Below are 17,045 nucleotides of genomic sequence, written 5' to 3'. Positions count from 1 at the left end.
AAAACGGAATAAACATAGAAATGGTAAATAAGTTGAATATCAAAGATGCATGCTTAAGATCCATAAAACACAGCGCATATGACGCAAGAATGCTTGTAAAAATTTTACTGGCCGTAACAATGACCGCAATAATCAATGAATTTAGCAAAAAACGTAATACAGGCAGTGAATCAAAAGCCTTCGTGTAGTTATCCAATGTCGGATTCGTCGGCACGACATTAAGTCCTGAAGAAAATATTTCAGGTAGTGTTTTAAATGATGTACCCACCATATATAAGAGAGGATAAATCATTATGACGAGTGCAATAATCAATATCAGATGATATTTCCATTCGCCCTTATTTCTGATTCTTATATATTCCCTACCACTAATTTTCATAATGCACCCTCTTTTCTAGCCGTTTCTGTAAATACAATACCAGCAGGAAGATAATCAACGATATGATAGCGACTGCCGCCGCGCGTCCTGTCTGGAAAAACTGAAATCCATATTGGTAAATCAGGTATACGAGGTTTGTACTTGCCATATTTGGGCCGCCCTTTGTGATCATCTGAATTGGTGTAAAGACGTATTGCAGCCCCATTACAAAAGTAATAATAAATACATACAGTGCCGTTGGAGACGTCAAGGGAACCACGATCTTCCAAAATATCTTCCAGTTAGACGCCCCCTCCAGCTTGGCTGCTTCCAGCAGCTCTATGGGTACTTCGACGATTGCCGCCAGAAATACGATCAAGTTATATCCAAAACATCGCCATGCAGTCGTAATAGAGAGTACGAGAATGACATATCCTGGTGTTGTAAACCATTGAGGCGATTCGTGCCCAAAGGCGCGAAATATCTCCGCAACCGGACCAGAAACAGAGTTGAACAACCACATAAACACAATGGCCGCTACAGCCAACGAAAGCAGACTTGGAAAAAACATTAGAGCTCGGTATCCCTTGTTTCCTTTTGTAATAAGTTTACCCATAATATAGGAAAAAAAGTAAGGCACAACAAAACACATCCCCATCATCAAGGCTACATAAATCCCGGTGTTTCCCAATGCTTTCCAAAATCCCGTATCCTGGAATACCCCCACATAGTTATCCGCACCCACAAATGTTTTCACTGGCGATACCATGTTCCACTCCATCGTACTCAGATAAACATTATAAATAATCGGCCACACCATAAATACGCAAAAAATCACTATGGCCGGCAATAGATATAATAGTTTTTCTAACTTTTTTTTCTTTTTAAAGATTTCCAGCTGTATTGTTTGTTCATTCTTCACGATCCACGCCTCCTTCTCTTATATTCGCTTAATAAGCAATTTCATTTACAGCTCTTTGAAAACAACAATTGTTATTTGTCGGGATAACGCCTCCAATATACTGGTCGCATTAAAATTTACCCCGACTTTTAGCGAGAGCCTCACCTGGAGGTTCCCCGCTTTCGATACATGTCTTGGATCATCATCAATGTCCACGTTGCGCACATCACCCCCGCATACCCTCACAGTATCCAGCAGGCAAGGGATGTCTTCCGGCCTCTCGATTTCGACCAGCAGTTCCATTCTGATCATCGTCGAGCTGCGGCCTTCCCAGTTGTGCATGATCGCGATCGTCACCACCATGATGGCCGTTACCAGCAGCCCGCCTTCAAAATATCCGCCGCCATATGCAAGTCCCACGCACGCTGTCGTCCATAGCCCGGCCGCTGTTGTCAGTCCAGTGATCCGTTTTCCCGTCACCAGGATCGTTCCGGCTCCTAAGAAGCCGATCCCGCTGATCACCTGCGCCCCCAGACGCGCCGGATCGGCGTTGGGGCTCACGGTCGATACAAGGTAGTGATCTGTGATCATCACGATGCACGCCCCAAGCCCCACCAGGATATGTGTCCGCAGTCCTGCCGCCCGGCCTACACGTCCTCTCTCAAACCCGATGATCCCGGCCGACAAAAAGCATAACGCGAGGCGGACTACGATAGACAGAAATGAAAAATCGCGTATCGTGTCAAAAAATTCGATCATTGTAATCCCCCTCCTTCCTGTTTCCTGGGCTCATTTTTACCACACAAGCTTTCCTTTTTCCAGCAATTCGTCCTGCTCTCTGCGCAGTCCAAGGATATATGACGACTGGTCGAGCTCCACCATGTCATAGGTGATCAGCTCCCCCTTTTTGACATCCTGTTTCATTTTCGTATTTTTATTGACAAGTCCCAACGGCAGCGCGTTCTTCGCCTTCGCTTCCTTAAATTCGTAAAAGCCGCCGTATACGGTGTAGCCGCCGATCCCGTCCAGCGTACTGCCTGCTTTCAGGTCAACCTTTGCGATCGTCGTTGTTTCCGCGTACGGTGCGCCCAGTTTTGGTACAATACTCGGTACTCCATGACACACGATGCGCGCTACCGACATCGGTGTTTCCAGACTGGTCAAATGATACGGCCTGAACAGGGTATAGTTTGGCCCCGGGCCTACCTGCAAATATGTCATTTCAGCACGTACCTCAGGCAATTTGCTTGTCACGATCGCATATACGCCCGGCGCGACCCCGTTGATATAATCCACCACCTGATACCTATCCAAAATCCCGCCTTCGCTTTTCAGGCGGTATACCTGATCCAGCTCCTTGACTGTCGATTCATATCCGCTTCCGTTGGTGAACGCCGGCAGAAAGCCCGTCGCATTCGACATCGCCGTCATTTCCACCATCGTTTTTGTTCCATCCTTGAACGCAGTCAGCATTTTCGGGCTCATTTGTTTGCGCGTCGCTTCTTCCAATGCAGTGTCCGGGTTACACGACAGGTCAACCTTGTTGTTCTTTCCTTTGCCGACCACCAGCACGTCAAAGCCCAGCGCCGTAGCAAAATCGTATAACTCCATCACCGCGCCCGGCTCGTCACCCGCAGAACCCGAGTAGATCACGCCTTCCTCTTTTGCCATCTTATAGAGCAGCGGCCCGACCACCACGTCAGCCTCTACATTCAGCATCACGATATGTTTGTGCGCTTTGATACTCTTCACAGCGATCTGCGCCCCGATCTCCGTTACGCCCGTCGCATCCACAATGCACGGAATCCCGTCTGCTTCAATCGCTACGCCCGCATCCTCCGTGATCACGTACTTCCCTTGCTTGATATAGTCACTTGCTTCCGCTCCGCTTTTCGCTTCGCGGATCATTTCTTCCGGAACACCTGCATGGAGCAGAGCGTTGCGCGCATTGTCAAGCTGTATATCCGCTACGATCGACGGAACCATGCCCTTCATCAGGACGACCTGGCTCACCATGCCTCTACCCATCTGACCTGCGCCGATCACGGCTAATTTGATGGGGTTCCCCTGTTCCTCCAGCCTTAGAAGTTCTTCACTCATTCCAAACATTACCATTTCTCCTTTTATCTGTCGTTTTCATACCTATATGAGCACCCCAAAGGGTACACAAAAACACTTCCAATCTTTACGTTGGATCATTGAATCGAATTAGTCTAAACCATGAGTTTCAAAACGATTGTTACTGCAGGGCTCTTAGCCAATCTCCAGTTTCTGTTTTATTTTTTCCAAAAAGGAATACGGCACAGCCATATCTCCATACCCTTTGCCCATACACAGCCCCGGCTTGATTTCTCCGTGAAAATCGCTTCCACCGGACTCCAGAAGGCCATACCTGTCGGCAAGGTCTTTTGTTGTTTTCTTCCAAAAAACATCATATTCGCCATGCTGCGTTTCCAGTCCGTCCACGCCCATCTCCACAAGCTGTTCGAATATGCTGATGCAATGCTTAGGATCGTCTCTGTCAATTTGATGCAAATGTGCTACGAAGGCCAGTCCTCCAGCCGCATGTATCTGCCGGATAAACACTGCCGGATCAGGCGTTTCCCTCTTTACATATCCGGGCTTCCCCTTGCTGAGATAGTCCCTGACGATATCTTTGGGGAGCGCCTCATTAAAATGCTTTTGCACCAGCACTTTCGCAATATGGCCACGAGCGATCGCCCTGTCGCCGTACTCCTTAAAATCTTCCTGCGAGATGCAAAACCCATTTTTGCTCAACTTATCGATCATCGCTATGTTGCGCTCCCGGCGGCTGTGCGCCATTTTTGTCAGCTGCGTGACCATTTCCGGATATTTGGGATCAAAGTAAAGGCATACAAGATGCACGTCACAATCATCCACAGAAACCGAAGTCTCTATACCCCTGATCGTTTCGACACCCAATTCCCGTCCCGCCTTCATAAACGCATCGAGTCCCTCTATCGTGTCATGGTCTGTTAGCGCGATCGCGCTAAGGCCAATTTCCTTTGCCATGCCAACAATTTCGGTCGGTGAAAACGACCCATCTGATGCCATACTATGAAGGTGCAGGTCTATCGTTCTCACTTCTTTTCTTCCTCCACATTTTGAAGTATGCTTCCCATAAAACAGTGATGCTTTTTGCTATGTCATTGAATGATATTATCTAAAATTTCTTTTGCTATCGCTATTTCCTGCACCGGATCGCCAGTGACCGATACACGAAACGTGTCCCCAATACCATCCAGCAGCAGTGCGCCCAGTGCAACTGACGATTTGATGATCGCATTGTTGCAGGTTCCCGCTTCCGTAACGCCCAGATGTAAAGGATAATCCAATATCTTTGAAATCTTTCGATACGCCTCCACACACACGTTTACATTTGACGACTTAATGGCAACGACAATATCCGTGAATCCCTGTTTTTCTAAGATACGGATGTTTTGCAGCGCACTCTCGATCAGCGCATCTGCGGTTGGCTTGCCATACTGCTCCAGCACATCCGCCGGGATAGACCCGGAGTTTGCCCCCACGCGTATGGGGATGTGGTGCGCTTTGGCAGCATCTACAACAGAGACGATCTTATCTTTGTCACCAATATTTCCGGGATTGATCCTTATTTTATCCACGCCGCACTCGATCGCAGCGACTGCAATATGTGCGTCAAAATGTACGTCTGCGACAAAGGGAATTCGGATCGCGTCTTTGATCGCCGGAATGCAGCGTGCACATTCCTCGTCATATATAGCACTCCTTACGATCTGGCACCCTGCGTCAGTCAAAGTCTGTATCTGCGCGACCGTCGCCTCTATATCCTTTGTATCTGTTTTTGTCATAGATTGTATCGCGACCGGATTTTCTCCGCCGATTGCTACATTCCCTATTTTCACAACTTGCGTTTTTTTTCTCATATGACGACCCCGTTTACGCGTATGCGTTTTCCATATCGCTTACGCACATGCGATCAGGCTTCTTTTCAGGCGAGATTTTCATGTTTTCCGGCATTGTTCCAGTACCCCTTGGCATATTTTTCGTTTTCATTTTTTATTTACGAAAATATTTTTGCGCATTTATGCTTTTTCGCGAGAATCGCTTCCTACGCTTCCGCAAGAAAATCTGTTCGCTTTCTCCAAGAGCAATCTTTTTATTCAATTTCATATCTGATGCTTTAAATCGTTGTATTTCTGCGAATTATTTGATATTGTGTATTTGTGGGCAGCGCCCGCTGCCGCTTTGCATATGTCTGGTCGATTTCATTGTAAAGAATCATTGTTTTATAATTTATAAGCTTATTTTAACCGAACGCTTTTTGTTTGTCAATCTGTTTTTTGAAATTTTTTTAATATTTATATTTTATTTATGAAAAATATTTTCACGGTATTATTTCCTGTATTTTTTACCTTTTCCTAAGCATCCAATAAAAAAAGCAGGCTTTTCAGCCTGCTTTTTTATTCTGTTAAACAGATATCGTGGCATTCCCATAGATGCGGTTCGTGATCTTCTCTGCACAATCCTCTATCTGGCCTTCCTCTACCGCAAGCTGCACTATGCTATAACGCTTGCGCACCTGATACGCCTCCAGCAGGCTTTCATAAAGCAGCTCGCGCATAATACCGATATCGGTAGGCAGCACCGGTGCCGCTACCAGCTGAAGCAGCTTTTCCATCGTCTGCCTCTCCGGGCAGATTGCGGCCACACTTTCCGGCAGCTTGTCGCGCATCATTTCAAAAAGCTCGGCAATCAGCGGTGTAGCGATCCCCACCTTGATCCCGTGCAGCTCCGGATAGCAATCATGTGCAATGTAGTACATTTCCCAATAATGCGATAACATATGTTCTGCGCCCGATGCAGGACGCGATACGCCAATCAGCCCCATTGCCACACCCGACATAATAAGCGCCTCCGTCAGGTTGCGGATTCCTTCAACTTCACGTCGCCGGATCCCTTCTGCATGCTCGACCACCTTTGTCAATGCCACCCTGATCATCTCCGCACATGTTTCACAATAATATTCTCCCACGTTCTCTCTTGCAAGCATCCAATCCGCCAACGCGGTATATTTGCCAATCACATCGCCAAACCCTGCCTGAATCAAGTTCTCTGGCGCTTTTCTCATGATGTCGATGTCCGCCACTATCCCATATGCGAGCGTTCCCTGAAAAGAAACCTTGAATCCGTCACAGATCAGCGGTGCGCCGTCTGAAGCGTATCCGTCCATAGAGGGCGCTGTGCAAATTACAATGTAAGGAATTTTGGCGCGCGCCGCCACATACTTTGTCAGATCATTGATCGTGCCCGAACCGACGGCAATCATCAACGACGTATCCGGTTCAAGTTCCATAAACAACCTTCCCAGTGCTTTTTTATCTGGTATCAGGATATCGCAGCCTGTCTGGAATACAAAACTCTTGACGTCGCAGCCCGCCTTTTGCAATATCCCATAAGCGGTTTCTCCTGCCGCTTCAAATGTATTCTGGTCGCTGACCATCAATATTTTTCCGTCTTTAAAAGGCTCAACCATGTCCATTAAGGAGGGCAGCACCCCCTCACCCACTACGATTTTCTGAATATCGATCGAGTGCTTGTTTCCACAGTCACAGTCAAACGATATCGTAGCCAGTTTCTCCACAGGCGTCTCCACTATGCTTTTCATTTTCACAATCCTTTCCCTTAGCTTGTCCTGTTATTTTTACAGCCCGCAAGTCCAAAGTCCATCACCTGATCAAATTCATATCCCCATCATTGCCGACCGTCATTTCGAAGCGTACTCTATATGCTTGCGTCTGCACCCGTACATATTCGATCAGCCTTCCATCCTCCGCATACATTTGCGAAGACATCACGCTTAACGGTTCTCCCTTACCGATCCCCAGCACCGCCGCTTCATAAGAACCGGCCGGTTCAAACAACAGGCATTGATGTCCCTTTGCCGGCGTAATTCCATGCGCAGATAAGACGTCATATAATGATGTATCCGTAAAATCTGTTTCCAGTAAAAATTTCAAATGTTCCAGCGGTAAATACGAATTTGTAAGGGAATATATCTCCCCATCCAGATAGCGCAAACGCTCTAACCGGAAAATAGTATCCCCCTCCTCTATCCCCATGTGCAACGCGACCTCAGCAGTCGCCTTTTCAATGTTCTGGAACAACACCTTGCTCTTTGTTGTATGCCCCTGCAACTGCGCATCGTGATAAAAGCCCTTTGCAAACGCAAGCTGATGATCCACATACGGCCTGTTTCCGGTAAAAAAGGTTCCCTTACCCGGAAGGCGCACCACTTTGCCTTCTTTTTCCAAAAGCTCCAGAGCCATGCGCACCGTCGGACGGCTGATTTGATATTGCTCCGATATATCGCGTTCGCTGGGAAAAGGCGCATAATAGCTCAATCCCTTATACTGGTTGAGCAGTTCAGTCCGCAGTACCCGGTAGAGCGGTTTTTTCCCTTTTATTCCAATGATTTTTTTATGTGCAGATTCTTCGCCAGAGGTACGATTCCCCATATGGTATGCCTCCAATCAGTAATTTTCTATTAATAGCGTAGCATTAGTATTACCACTTGTCAATAATTTAATTACCACTGGTAATATACTTTTTTCAATTGATGCTTTTACTTTTGAAAAACCATCAGCAACGCAAATTCTTTCTTGTCAGCTGCAATTACATGAATCTTATTATATATTACGCGAAATATTCCCGACCGGCTCCTTTATTCATTTTGCTGCCCTGCTTGCCAAATTTTTTCACAATATGGTATAATTTAAAAAAGGTATTGTTCTGCGTAACCTGTTATTCAAAATTTATTCAGAAAAGAGAAAACAATGAACAATCAATCTATGTCCAATAATAACCAAATGTCTCATTCTTGTCTGATCAAGTTCAAATACGTATATGATCAGTTAAAATCTGCCGAGCGGCGCGCAGCGGACTTTTGTCTTAAAAATCCTGGTGCTATTGCCCATTCCACAATTACCGCAGTCGCCAAAAGCGCAGGCTGCAGCGAAGCAACTTTTTTCCGCCTTGCCCGGCGTTTGGGGTATAGCGGTTATACGGAGCTGCGTTCAAAAATTTTAGGGAACGGCAGTGAGCAGATCGTGCAGCAGGTCGGTATCTCCTGGGACGACAGCATTCCTACCATTTCTAAAAAAGTATTTGAAACGGGTATTCAGGCCCTTCGCGATTCTTTTGAAATGATCGATTTCGAATTGTTTGAAAAGGCCTATCATGCACTTCTTAAAAGCAAAAACATATTATTTATAGGTGCCGGAAATGCCGGCGGGGTCGCAATGGCGGGCGCGCAGAAGTTTTTCCGCATGGGCTTCAACACCCATTACTATCCTGATTTCGATCGTCAGCTGGTCGTCTTATCCTATATGACAAAGGGCGATCTTCTGGTTTGTATTTCTCATTCAGGCCAGACAAAAAGTGTTTGTGATATCGCAAAGATCGCGAAAAAGCAGAATGTGCCGATCCTTGCCATCAGCAATTTTCCGCTTTCACCGCTTGGGAAGCTTGCCGATTTCACGATCCTGACCGCTTCTTTTTCCTACGACATTACCGGTGATGTGATATCGAAACGTATTCCTGCCATGTGCATTCTGGAGTCCTTAGGCGTTTGCACCATGATGGCGCTAAATGATGAACAGCACGATAATATGGAAAAGGCAAATAAAATCCTCTGGCAAAACAAATTGTGATTTCTGCAAAGTAATTTCTCCGCTTTACCCCTTTACTAATTTAGCACAATGAATTATAATATGCATATTGTGATAAAATTTGTATTCAGGGGAGATTTGTTTATGAAAAAGGTATTGTTATTAACGCTTGTTATTGTCTTCGCGGCGGTCAGCTTCATCGGCTGCGCACCTGCGGCGCAAACGCCCAGCGCGGACGCATCTGCCGACGGTACAGCTGCGGCCTCGCAAGGCGCCGCTGCATCCGACGATTCTCTGCAGAAGATCAAAGACAAAGGTGAATTTATCATGGGTATGGACATCAGCTTCCCTCCCATGGGCTTTAAGGACGAAAGCGGCGAACTGACAGGTTTTGATGTTGATATGGCAAAAGCTGTGGCAGAACATATGGGACTGAAGGTAAACCTGCAGGCGATCGACTGGAACTCCAAAGAAATGGAACTCAGCACCGGAAACATCGACGTGATCTGGAACGGCTACACGATTACGGACGAGCGTAAAGAAAAAGTGCTGATGAGCGAGCCTTATATGGGCAACGCACAGGTGATCGTTGTAAAAGCCGGCTCGGATATCAAGTCTTTAGCAGATGTCGCCGGCAAGCGCGTGGGCGTGCAGGACGGTTCTTCCGCGCAGGAAGCGGTAGAAGCAAATGAGGAATTTGCAGCATCGATCGGCGAAATGATCAAGTTCAAGGACAACGTGATGGCGCTGATGGATCTTTCCAACGGGCAGGTCGACGCGGTCGCGGTAGACTCCGTTGTTGCCGATTACTATTCCAGTAAACAGGAAGGCGCATACACGATCCTTGATGAAACGCTTGCGCCTGAAGAATATGGCATCGGCTTCCGGAAAGGTGACCAGTCCTTCCACGATGCTGTGATGGAAGCGTTAAAACAGATGAAAGAAGACGGTACGGCAGCTGAGATCAGCAACAAATGGTTCGGACGGGATGTAACAACATTCTAAACTTGGCTCAAATGATTGAAAATACACAGATCGGGCAGTATAATAATACTGTCCGATTTTTTCACACCAATGATGATTTTTGATTGAGGAGTATATTGCATGGAAAGCTTCTTTGGTTTTTTCCCAGAGCTTGCAAACGGTCTGGGTGTAACGCTTGCGCTCTTTGCCCTGACGCTCGCCTGTTCCATCCCGCTTGGTTTTTTCGGCTCGCAGGCCAGCCTGAGCAAAAGTAAATTTGGCAGGGGCGCATACACGGTCTATGTCACGATCATGCGTGGAACGCCGCTCATTTTACAGGTATGTTTTTTGTATTTTGGCGTTAATCTGCTGCTCACCACAATGGGTGCCGAATTCCGTCTTGGACGTTTTGAATCCGCGTTGATCTCTTTTGTGCTCAATTATACCGCATATTACAGTGAAATCTTTCGCGGAGGCATCCAGTCCATCAACCGCGGACAATATGAGGCGGCTTCCGTGCTGGGCCTTTCCAAGGGCGTCACCATGCGCAAGATCGTCATTCCGCAGGTGTTCAAGATCGTCATGCCCTCTCTTGGCAACGAGGTCATCAACCTTGTAAAGGATACGGCGCTCGTAAGCATCATTGCCATCGGCGACCTTTTGCAGATCGCGTACTCGGCTGCAAACCGCGAAGTATCGATCATGCCCCTTGTTGTAGCGATGGTCTTCTATCTGGCGATCAACGCCGTAGTCACTGTCGTGCTCAAAAAGATCGAAAAACGCATGAATTATTACAGGATATAGGGTGAAGCGCATGAGTATATTGGAAGTCAAAGGCTTATATAAAAACTTCGGAAAATCCGAAGTACTGAAAAATATCGACCTGTCCTTGGAAAAGGGCGAAACACTTGCCATCATTGGTCCTTCCGGCTCTGGCAAAAGCACCCTTCTTCGGTGCATCAACTGCTTGGAGCGCGCGGAAAAAGGTACGATCATTTTGGACGGGAACACGATCGCCGAAGAAGTAGCCGGCGTTACACAGTATTTGAAGGATGAGGAGCTGACGCAGGCGCGGCTGCACCTTGGCATGGTGTTCCAGAACTTCAACCTGTTTCCCCATTTGAATGTATTGCAGAATTTAACGCTCGCACCCATGAGCGTCGATAAAAAACCAAAAGAACAGGCAGAGAGCGAAGCGCTCGACCTGCTTGGAAAGGTCGGCTTGCGTGATCGTGCCGACGCCTACCCCTGCGAGCTTTCGGGCGGTCAGGGACAGCGTGTGGCCATTGCGCGTGCACTCGCGATGGATCCGGATATCCTTTGCTTTGACGAACCGACGTCAGCGCTCGACCCCGAGCTTACGGGCGAGGTGCTGCAGGTCATCAAAGAGCTTGCTGCCGAGCATATGACGATGCTCATCGTCACACCTGAAATGGGCTTTGCCAAAGAAGTGGCAAACAGCGTTGTTTTCATGGACGAAGGGCGCGTGCTTGAACGCGGTACGCCGGGCGAGCTCCTTGTCAATCCCAAGGAAGAACGCATCAAAGCATTTCTCAACAAACTACTAAGCGTATGAGGTAAGCAGCATGAAAGTATTGAATTTTGGTTCCCTGAATGTGGATTACGTGTACGATGTCCCCCATTTTGTCACCCCGGGAGAGACGATCACTTCTCTTGGGCGCAATATTTTTGCAGGCGGCAAAGGCCTTAATCAGTCGATCGCCACCAAAAAGGCGGGCGCCAACGTATATCACGCGGGCACAGTGGGCAGCGACGGGGATCCCCTCCTAGAAGCGCTCCAACAGGCAGGCGTGAATCATGATTTTGTTTTGCAGCGCGAAGACGCGCCTTCGGGACATACGGTCATTCAGGTCGACCCGAACGGTCAAAACTGTATCATCGTGTTCGGCGGTACAAACCGCCAAATTCCGAAAGAGCAAATGGACGAAACGCTCACGCATTTCGAAGCAGGCGATTTTCTGCTGCTGCAGAACGAGCTCAACGATATCTCCTATCTGATCGACAAGGCATATGAAAAAGGGATGAATATCGTGCTGAATCCTTCGCCTATCGATCCCAGCATCAACGACCTTCCGCTTGAAAAGGTAAAATACTTTATCGTAAACGAGATCGAAGGCGCACAGATCGCAGGCACAGACGTGATCGACAATATCATTCCCGCGATCGCGAAAAAATATCCACACGCAAATATCCTCATGACGCTCGGCTCAGAGGGTTCGCGGTATTACGACGGTGACAAAACATATACGCAGGGCATCTTCCCCGTCAAGGCAGTTGATACGACCGCCGCAGGCGATACGTTCCTTGGTTATTTTGTATACGGCGTCTCAAACGGTCTGTCTATCGAAGATACGTTGCGCTTGGCTGCGCGCGCTTCTTCCATCACCGTCTCCAAAAAAGGCGCTGCCGGTTCCATCCCGACGCTTGATATGGTACTCGCGCAGGAAAAATAATATTACACCACAACAGAGGAGTCCCCTATCATGATCACAAAGCTTGAACAGGATTATACCATCCGCGCACTCGACGTGGATTTAAAGGGCGTGTGGCGTCCGTCCGCCGTACTCACGCGCATGCAGGAGATCGCGGAAGACCATGCCATCGCCGTGGGTGCGGGGCGTGCCGATCTTGTGGACGAAAAGGGCCTCGCATGGATGCTCACGCGGCTTCATTTAAAGATGACAAAGTATCCGGCGCTGACGGAAAACATCCGTGTCGTAACATGGCCGGGAAAACCGACCAAGCTTTTTTTCATCCGCCACACGATGTTTTTCAACGAGGCTGGCGAAGAACTCGGACGCGCCACTTCCCTGTGGGTGCTCTTTAACATCCACGAACGGTATTTGTGCCGCACCGGAGAGATCGGCGAAAATTATCCCTACGACCTCAAGCACGGAACCGCTCTTGCAGAGCCTACCAAAATCAAAATGCCGGACGATATGGAACATATATGCACGCGCACAGTGATGTATAGCGATACAGACATGAACGGACACATGAACAACGCCAAATACGCGGACTGGGTGTGTGAGCTTTTTGATGCAGACACGCTGAAAAACGGCTACATGGAAGATCTTCGTATCAATTATGTTGCTGAGACCTATATGGACGACCGTGTCGATCTTTATTGTAAACAGATGGACGATACGATTTTTATATGTGGAAAGCGGGACGAAAACACCGTGTTCGACGCGACCATCGGCTGGAAAAACAATACCGGATCGCTACGCAAATGACAAAGCATACCTGATACCAAAAAAGCCTTTCGCATCATGCAAAAGGCTTTTTCTTTCCTATACTATACCAGTAGCGCGCCGTATGCCGCCGCCTCTTTGTCCGTTACGCCTGCACGTCCCGCATAACAGCGCAAAAAAGCTTTCACAAGCTCTGTGTTCTCCGCCTTCACGATCAACGGCTTTTTTACAAACATGGAAAGCGTGGAAACAAAACTCCACATATCAAAATCCATCTCCATCGCGCGAAAATCGACCGCCACCACATCAGCGTCCGCTTCCCCCGCCGGAACCGCGTCCATCAGGCAAAAATAATCCCCGCCGCGAATGCCGGACAATACTGCATCGGTGCACACGTCCATCTCCGCTACCCCTAAGCCTGCGTCCCACACAACACTGCTGTATGTGCTTGCCAGCCTCTGTTGTTTTGGTGTAAGTATTGCAGGGATGCGCGCCGCATCGATCGCCTCGCGCAACGCAGCGATATGTTGTTCGCTGCTGCCGCAGCAGCCGCCCAGCAGCCGCACGCCACAGTCAAGGAAATCTTGCGCGCTTGCCGCAAAATCTTCCGGTCTTTGCTTGAACACCGCCACGCCCGATTCCATCTCCGGCAGCCCCGCGTTTGGCTTTGCGCAAAGCATCGGCGCGACCTGGCCCATCACTTTAAGCGGCCCTAAGAGGCTATCCGGCCCGCCCGAACAATTTGCCCCCACCAGCGTCGCGCCCAGTGCATAGAGCACGCTCGCGCATACATCTGGCGTGTTTCCGGACATCGTAGAGCCGTTTTCATACGTCATATGGGTAATGATCTCAAATCCACCCAGCTCCTGCGCTGCCACAACACCCGCGCGCATCTCGTTTAAATCCGTAAACGTTTCAAAATTGACGATGCCCACGCCCGCGTCCTTTAGGGGCATTAACTGCTGTTTGAAATACTCTACAGCCGTTTCAAACTTCATTTCCCCTGCAGGCTCGAAAAACAGCCCCGTTGGCCCGATCGAAGCCGCGACCATCACGTCTTTTCCTTCTGTGCACGCAAGCGCCAGCTTCGCGCCCTCATAATTGATCTCGTAAAGCTTTTCACTAAGGCCGTGCGCCTTTAGCTGCGGCCCGTTCCCGCAAAACGTGTTCGTCTGGATCACGTCTGCACCCGCATCAATATAGCTCATATATACGTCGCGCACCTTATCTGCCTGCGTCAGGTTCCATTCCTCCGCGCTTTGCCCGCCTGTAAGCCCGCGCCGCTGCAACATGACCCCCTTCGATCCGTCATATAATAACACGCCATTTTTGCATTTCTCAGCCAGTTTTCCCATTTCGATCTCCTTTGCCCTACTTTGTTTCATCAATATTATATCTTAAATCTCTTGCCGGTTCCACGAAAAACATGAATATATTTCGCCGGGCGGTGTATTTATATGTCATCATAATATAAGGAGGGCTTATCCATGAATTATATATCGCACGACCGCGCCCGTCATCTTTTGCGGTACGAGATCATCGGAGCCATCGTCGTTTATATCCTCGCCCCCGTTTTTCATTTTCTGTTTGAATGGTCGGGATACAACCATTTTGTAGGCATGTTTGCCGCAGTCAATGAAAGTGTATGGGAGCATACAAAAATCGTTTATTTCCCGTTTTTATTTTTCAGCATCGCGGAATACTTCATCGTCAAGCCCGATTTCAGACGTTTTTTTGCAGCCAAGACGATCTCTATGTCGCTGATCCCGCTTCTGATGATCACATTTTTCTATACCTATTCCGGTATGTTTGGCGTGGAATCCCTTGCGGTCGACATCGTCTTTACGTTCATACTGACGATCTTTGTTTTCTACGTCTCCTACCGGCTGTACCAATCCAAGCGTGATTTTGACAGCCGTTTTATCCCCATCTTTATTCTGTTTGCCGCCGTGCTGTTAATGGAACTGCTGTTTACCGCGTTCCCGCCGCATATCCCGCTTTTCCAGGATTCCGCAACGGGTACTTTCGGTTTTCCGACTGCATAACATACCGCGATAAATAAATATATAGAATCCTGGAATATTTTATACGCTGCCTGCATATAAATAGATAAGAGGTTTTATGTGTACCTCTGAGTGTCTATACCGAATGCAAAAAACCGGCATCTTCTTCCAAAGACGCCGGTTTTTTGTATTTTACTCTTTCATTACTGTGCTCAGCTCTTCCACAACCCGTGCAGGTTGCAGTAAGCAAATACTTCGATCTCGTCACTATCCACAACGAATTCCGCCTTCGGCGCTTCGCCCGGCTCGAGCACATGGCGCTGCATCAGCTTGGGCGTTTCCACCGCGATCCATTCAATGTAATGTTCTTCCGTCATCGGGTGCTCTACGCTGCCCACCTGTACCTTTACCTTGTTGCCGTCTTTTTCATAAACGGGTACATGCTTTTCCTGCGCCGCGTCTACTGTGTTGGGTACAAGCTTTACCATCGGTTTTCCGCAGCAGACAAGCTCTCCGCCGCCATCCTTGATCAGTCCGACAATATTCCCACATAACTCACATCTGTAAAAATTTGCTTTCTCTTTCATCATTTTCACCTCATAATAATATAAAATAATAGGATGTTCATAAACCCCTCGGTTCATCTTATGCTATTATTAAACACCGCCTTAAGAAGATAAACGCTATTTCTCGTTTCTGGCAGAAAAATAGGACTGGTAGCTAAGCTGCTGTTGTCCGGGGAACAGGTATTCGTACAAATCCATAAAATAATCGTCCGTCATACTGGCGATATAATCGACCACGACCTGATTCGGTTCCTCTTTCAAATACTGTTCCTTCAGCCCTGCCGCGCGTGCAAATCCGCTGAAAATATGATTGATATGATGGCGGAATACCGGCGAGCGTTCATCCCCGTCGATAAAGTCCTGCAAAAGCTTTGCATAAACCTTTTCAAACATTTTACGGATCGTCGGGTATGGCTCGTTCTTGTCCTGCGGCTCATAAATCCGCTTGAAATTGACCTGCTTCTCATACGCAAGCGCATCCGCATATTCCTTATCAAGCTTGATATACGGTTTGCCGTAACTGTTGGATACGACGTTCGTGATGACGTTATTGATAAAATCAGAATTTGTGGAGCCAAGCACATTGTTTTCCGAAAATGCCGTTATGTCGATCTTCAAAATCTGCGCGTCCTGCCTGTCCTTCCCAAGATAGGCGATCACGTCCGCGAGACGCACCACACACCCTTCAAGCGTCGCAGGCACCAGCCTTCCCGTCGCCCCTTCGTCGGTATAACACGCTTCGATCTGGCGGTCAAATTCCGAAAACATGCCTTCCGCATCCTTGGAGGCATACGGATGCGGGCGGTATTCCCCGCTCACCTTCTCGCCGTTGTGACACAATATCCCGTTTAACACCTGCAGGCTCAGGTTTAAGGAAAGAACTTTATCTAAAATACGCGCGCTATGCACATTGTGGTTAAAGTACCTGCCTGTGTTTTCCCTGTAAATCGCGGACAAAAAGCGCTCCCCCGCATGCCCAAACGGCGTGTGGCCGAGGTCGTGCCCGAGGGCGATCGCTTCGATCAGGTCAAGGTTTAGGTTGAGCATACGCCCAATGTTGCGCGCAATGCGTGAAACAAGCTGTACATGCAGGATACGGCGCGTGATGTCGTCGTTCTTGTAAAGCGAAAACACCTGCGTCTTGTCTGCGTAGCGGTTGAAATAACGGCAATAGAGTATGCGTTCGCAGTCCTTGGCAAAGTTTGGCCGCTGCACACGGAACGTTTCCTTTTCGCGGCGCAAAGAATACTGATCCCTTGTCGCGTGCGGGCACAATTCATCCTGTTTTTTCTTCAGGTCTGCATATACCGCTTCTTTTACCGCAGGATCGAGCTCCAAATATTTTTTCTTCGTATCCATCCGCATT

The 17,045-nt window shown here is 48.2% G+C and carries 17 protein-coding genes and 1 pseudogene; 7 read left to right on the top strand and 11 right to left on the bottom strand.

Translation table 11 applies throughout. From position 1 onward, the window contains the following. From VB081_RS05175 to VB081_RS05140, 8 genes and pseudogenes are all read right to left on the bottom strand, one after another. Positions 1-379: pseudogene (locus VB081_RS05175) on the bottom strand (carbohydrate ABC transporter permease); the annotation flags it as partial. Then, positions 369-1,280 (bottom strand): carbohydrate ABC transporter permease, encoded by a 912-nt coding sequence (locus VB081_RS05170; RefSeq protein ID WP_323399774.1) that lies wholly within the window; start codon positions 1,278-1,280, stop codon positions 369-371. The pseudogene VB081_RS05175 and the gene VB081_RS05170, both read right to left, overlap by 11 nt. A 45-nt stretch (positions 1,281-1,325) precedes the next feature. Beyond that, complete coding sequence (locus tag VB081_RS05165; protein WP_323399773.1) at positions 1,326-2,018, bottom strand: MgtC/SapB family protein; 693 nt, start codon at positions 2,016-2,018, stop codon at positions 1,326-1,328. Positions 2,019-2,054: 36 nt separating this feature from the next. Next, positions 2,055-3,368: an NAD(P)H-dependent oxidoreductase gene (locus tag VB081_RS05160; protein ID WP_323399772.1), complete on the bottom strand. Its 1,314-nt coding sequence runs from the start codon at positions 3,366-3,368 to the stop codon at positions 2,055-2,057. A 144-nt stretch (positions 3,369-3,512) separates the two neighbouring features. Next, positions 3,513-4,364: a PHP domain-containing protein gene (locus tag VB081_RS05155; protein ID WP_323399771.1), complete on the bottom strand. Its 852-nt coding sequence runs from the start codon at positions 4,362-4,364 to the stop codon at positions 3,513-3,515. A gap of 62 nt (positions 4,365-4,426) precedes the next feature. Further along, positions 4,427-5,188: a (E)-4-hydroxy-3-methylbut-2-enyl-diphosphate synthase gene (ispG, locus tag VB081_RS05150; RefSeq protein ID WP_323399770.1), complete on the bottom strand. Its 762-nt coding sequence runs from the start codon at positions 5,186-5,188 to the stop codon at positions 4,427-4,429. Positions 5,189-5,733: 545 nt separating this feature from the next. Continuing rightward, complete coding sequence (locus VB081_RS05145) at positions 5,734-6,930, bottom strand: sn-glycerol-1-phosphate dehydrogenase (RefSeq protein ID WP_323399769.1); 1,197 nt, start codon at positions 6,928-6,930, stop codon at positions 5,734-5,736. Positions 6,931-6,991: 61 nt separating this feature from the next. Further along, the gene (locus VB081_RS05140) at positions 6,992-7,780 is read right to left on the bottom strand and encodes a GntR family transcriptional regulator (protein WP_323399768.1); all 789 of its coding nucleotides are present in this window, start codon (positions 7,778-7,780) and stop codon (positions 6,992-6,994) included. Positions 7,781-8,098: 318 nt separating this feature from the next. Here VB081_RS05140 and VB081_RS05135 point away from each other — a divergent pair, with 318 nt between their 5' ends. The 6 genes from VB081_RS05135 (at position 8,099) to VB081_RS05110 (ending at position 13,152) form a co-directional block, all read left to right on the top strand. Beyond that, positions 8,099-8,974 carry a MurR/RpiR family transcriptional regulator gene (locus tag VB081_RS05135; RefSeq protein WP_323399767.1) on the top strand — a complete coding sequence of 292 codons (876 nt, stop codon included), beginning with the start codon at positions 8,099-8,101 and terminating at the stop codon, positions 8,972-8,974. A gap of 102 nt (positions 8,975-9,076) precedes the next feature. Next, positions 9,077-9,937, top strand: a complete 861-nt coding sequence (locus VB081_RS05130) for an amino acid ABC transporter substrate-binding protein (RefSeq protein ID WP_323399766.1) — start codon at positions 9,077-9,079, stop codon at positions 9,935-9,937. Between the two features lie 99 nt (positions 9,938-10,036). Continuing rightward, complete coding sequence (locus tag VB081_RS05125; protein ID WP_323399765.1) at positions 10,037-10,699, top strand: amino acid ABC transporter permease; 663 nt, start codon at positions 10,037-10,039, stop codon at positions 10,697-10,699. Between the two features lie 10 nt (positions 10,700-10,709). After that, on the top strand, positions 10,710-11,471 hold the full coding sequence (locus tag VB081_RS05120; RefSeq protein WP_323399764.1) for an amino acid ABC transporter ATP-binding protein: 762 nt from the start codon (positions 10,710-10,712) through the stop codon (positions 11,469-11,471). Between the two features lie 10 nt (positions 11,472-11,481). After that, a complete protein-coding gene (locus tag VB081_RS05115; protein WP_323399763.1) occupies positions 11,482-12,369 on the top strand; it encodes a ribokinase in 888 nt (295 codons plus the stop codon). 30 nt (positions 12,370-12,399) lie between these two features. Continuing rightward, entirely contained in the window at positions 12,400-13,152 is a 753-nt protein-coding gene (locus tag VB081_RS05110; RefSeq protein ID WP_323399762.1) for an acyl-[acyl-carrier-protein] thioesterase, read from the top strand. A 62-nt stretch (positions 13,153-13,214) separates the two neighbouring features. Here the strand turns inward: VB081_RS05110 and VB081_RS05105 are convergent, their stop codons facing one another. Continuing rightward, positions 13,215-14,465: a homocysteine S-methyltransferase family protein gene (locus tag VB081_RS05105; protein ID WP_323399761.1), complete on the bottom strand. Its 1,251-nt coding sequence runs from the start codon at positions 14,463-14,465 to the stop codon at positions 13,215-13,217. Positions 14,466-14,597: 132 nt separating this feature from the next. Between VB081_RS05105 and VB081_RS05100 the strand changes: the two genes are divergently transcribed. Next, entirely contained in the window at positions 14,598-15,155 is a 558-nt protein-coding gene (locus VB081_RS05100) for a DUF6512 family protein (protein ID WP_323399760.1), read from the top strand. 170 nt (positions 15,156-15,325) lie between these two features. On the opposite strand, the gene VB081_RS05095 is transcribed toward VB081_RS05100, so the two are convergent. Both VB081_RS05095 and VB081_RS05090 read right to left on the bottom strand, forming a co-directional pair. Beyond that, positions 15,326-15,700 carry a desulfoferrodoxin gene (locus VB081_RS05095; RefSeq protein WP_323399775.1) on the bottom strand — a complete coding sequence of 125 codons (375 nt, stop codon included), beginning with the start codon at positions 15,698-15,700 and terminating at the stop codon, positions 15,326-15,328. 96 nt (positions 15,701-15,796) lie between these two features. Next, a partial coding sequence (locus VB081_RS05090; RefSeq protein ID WP_323399759.1) for a deoxyguanosinetriphosphate triphosphohydrolase family protein occupies positions 15,797-17,045 on the bottom strand: 1,249 nt, incomplete at its 5' end.

This window comes from Christensenella sp. (genome assembly GCF_034927525.1).
Lineage (GTDB): Bacteria > Bacillota > Clostridia > Christensenellales > Christensenellaceae > Christensenella.
The sequence above is the reverse complement of the archived record's forward strand: the minus strand, read 5'-3'. Positions and strand labels throughout refer to the sequence as shown.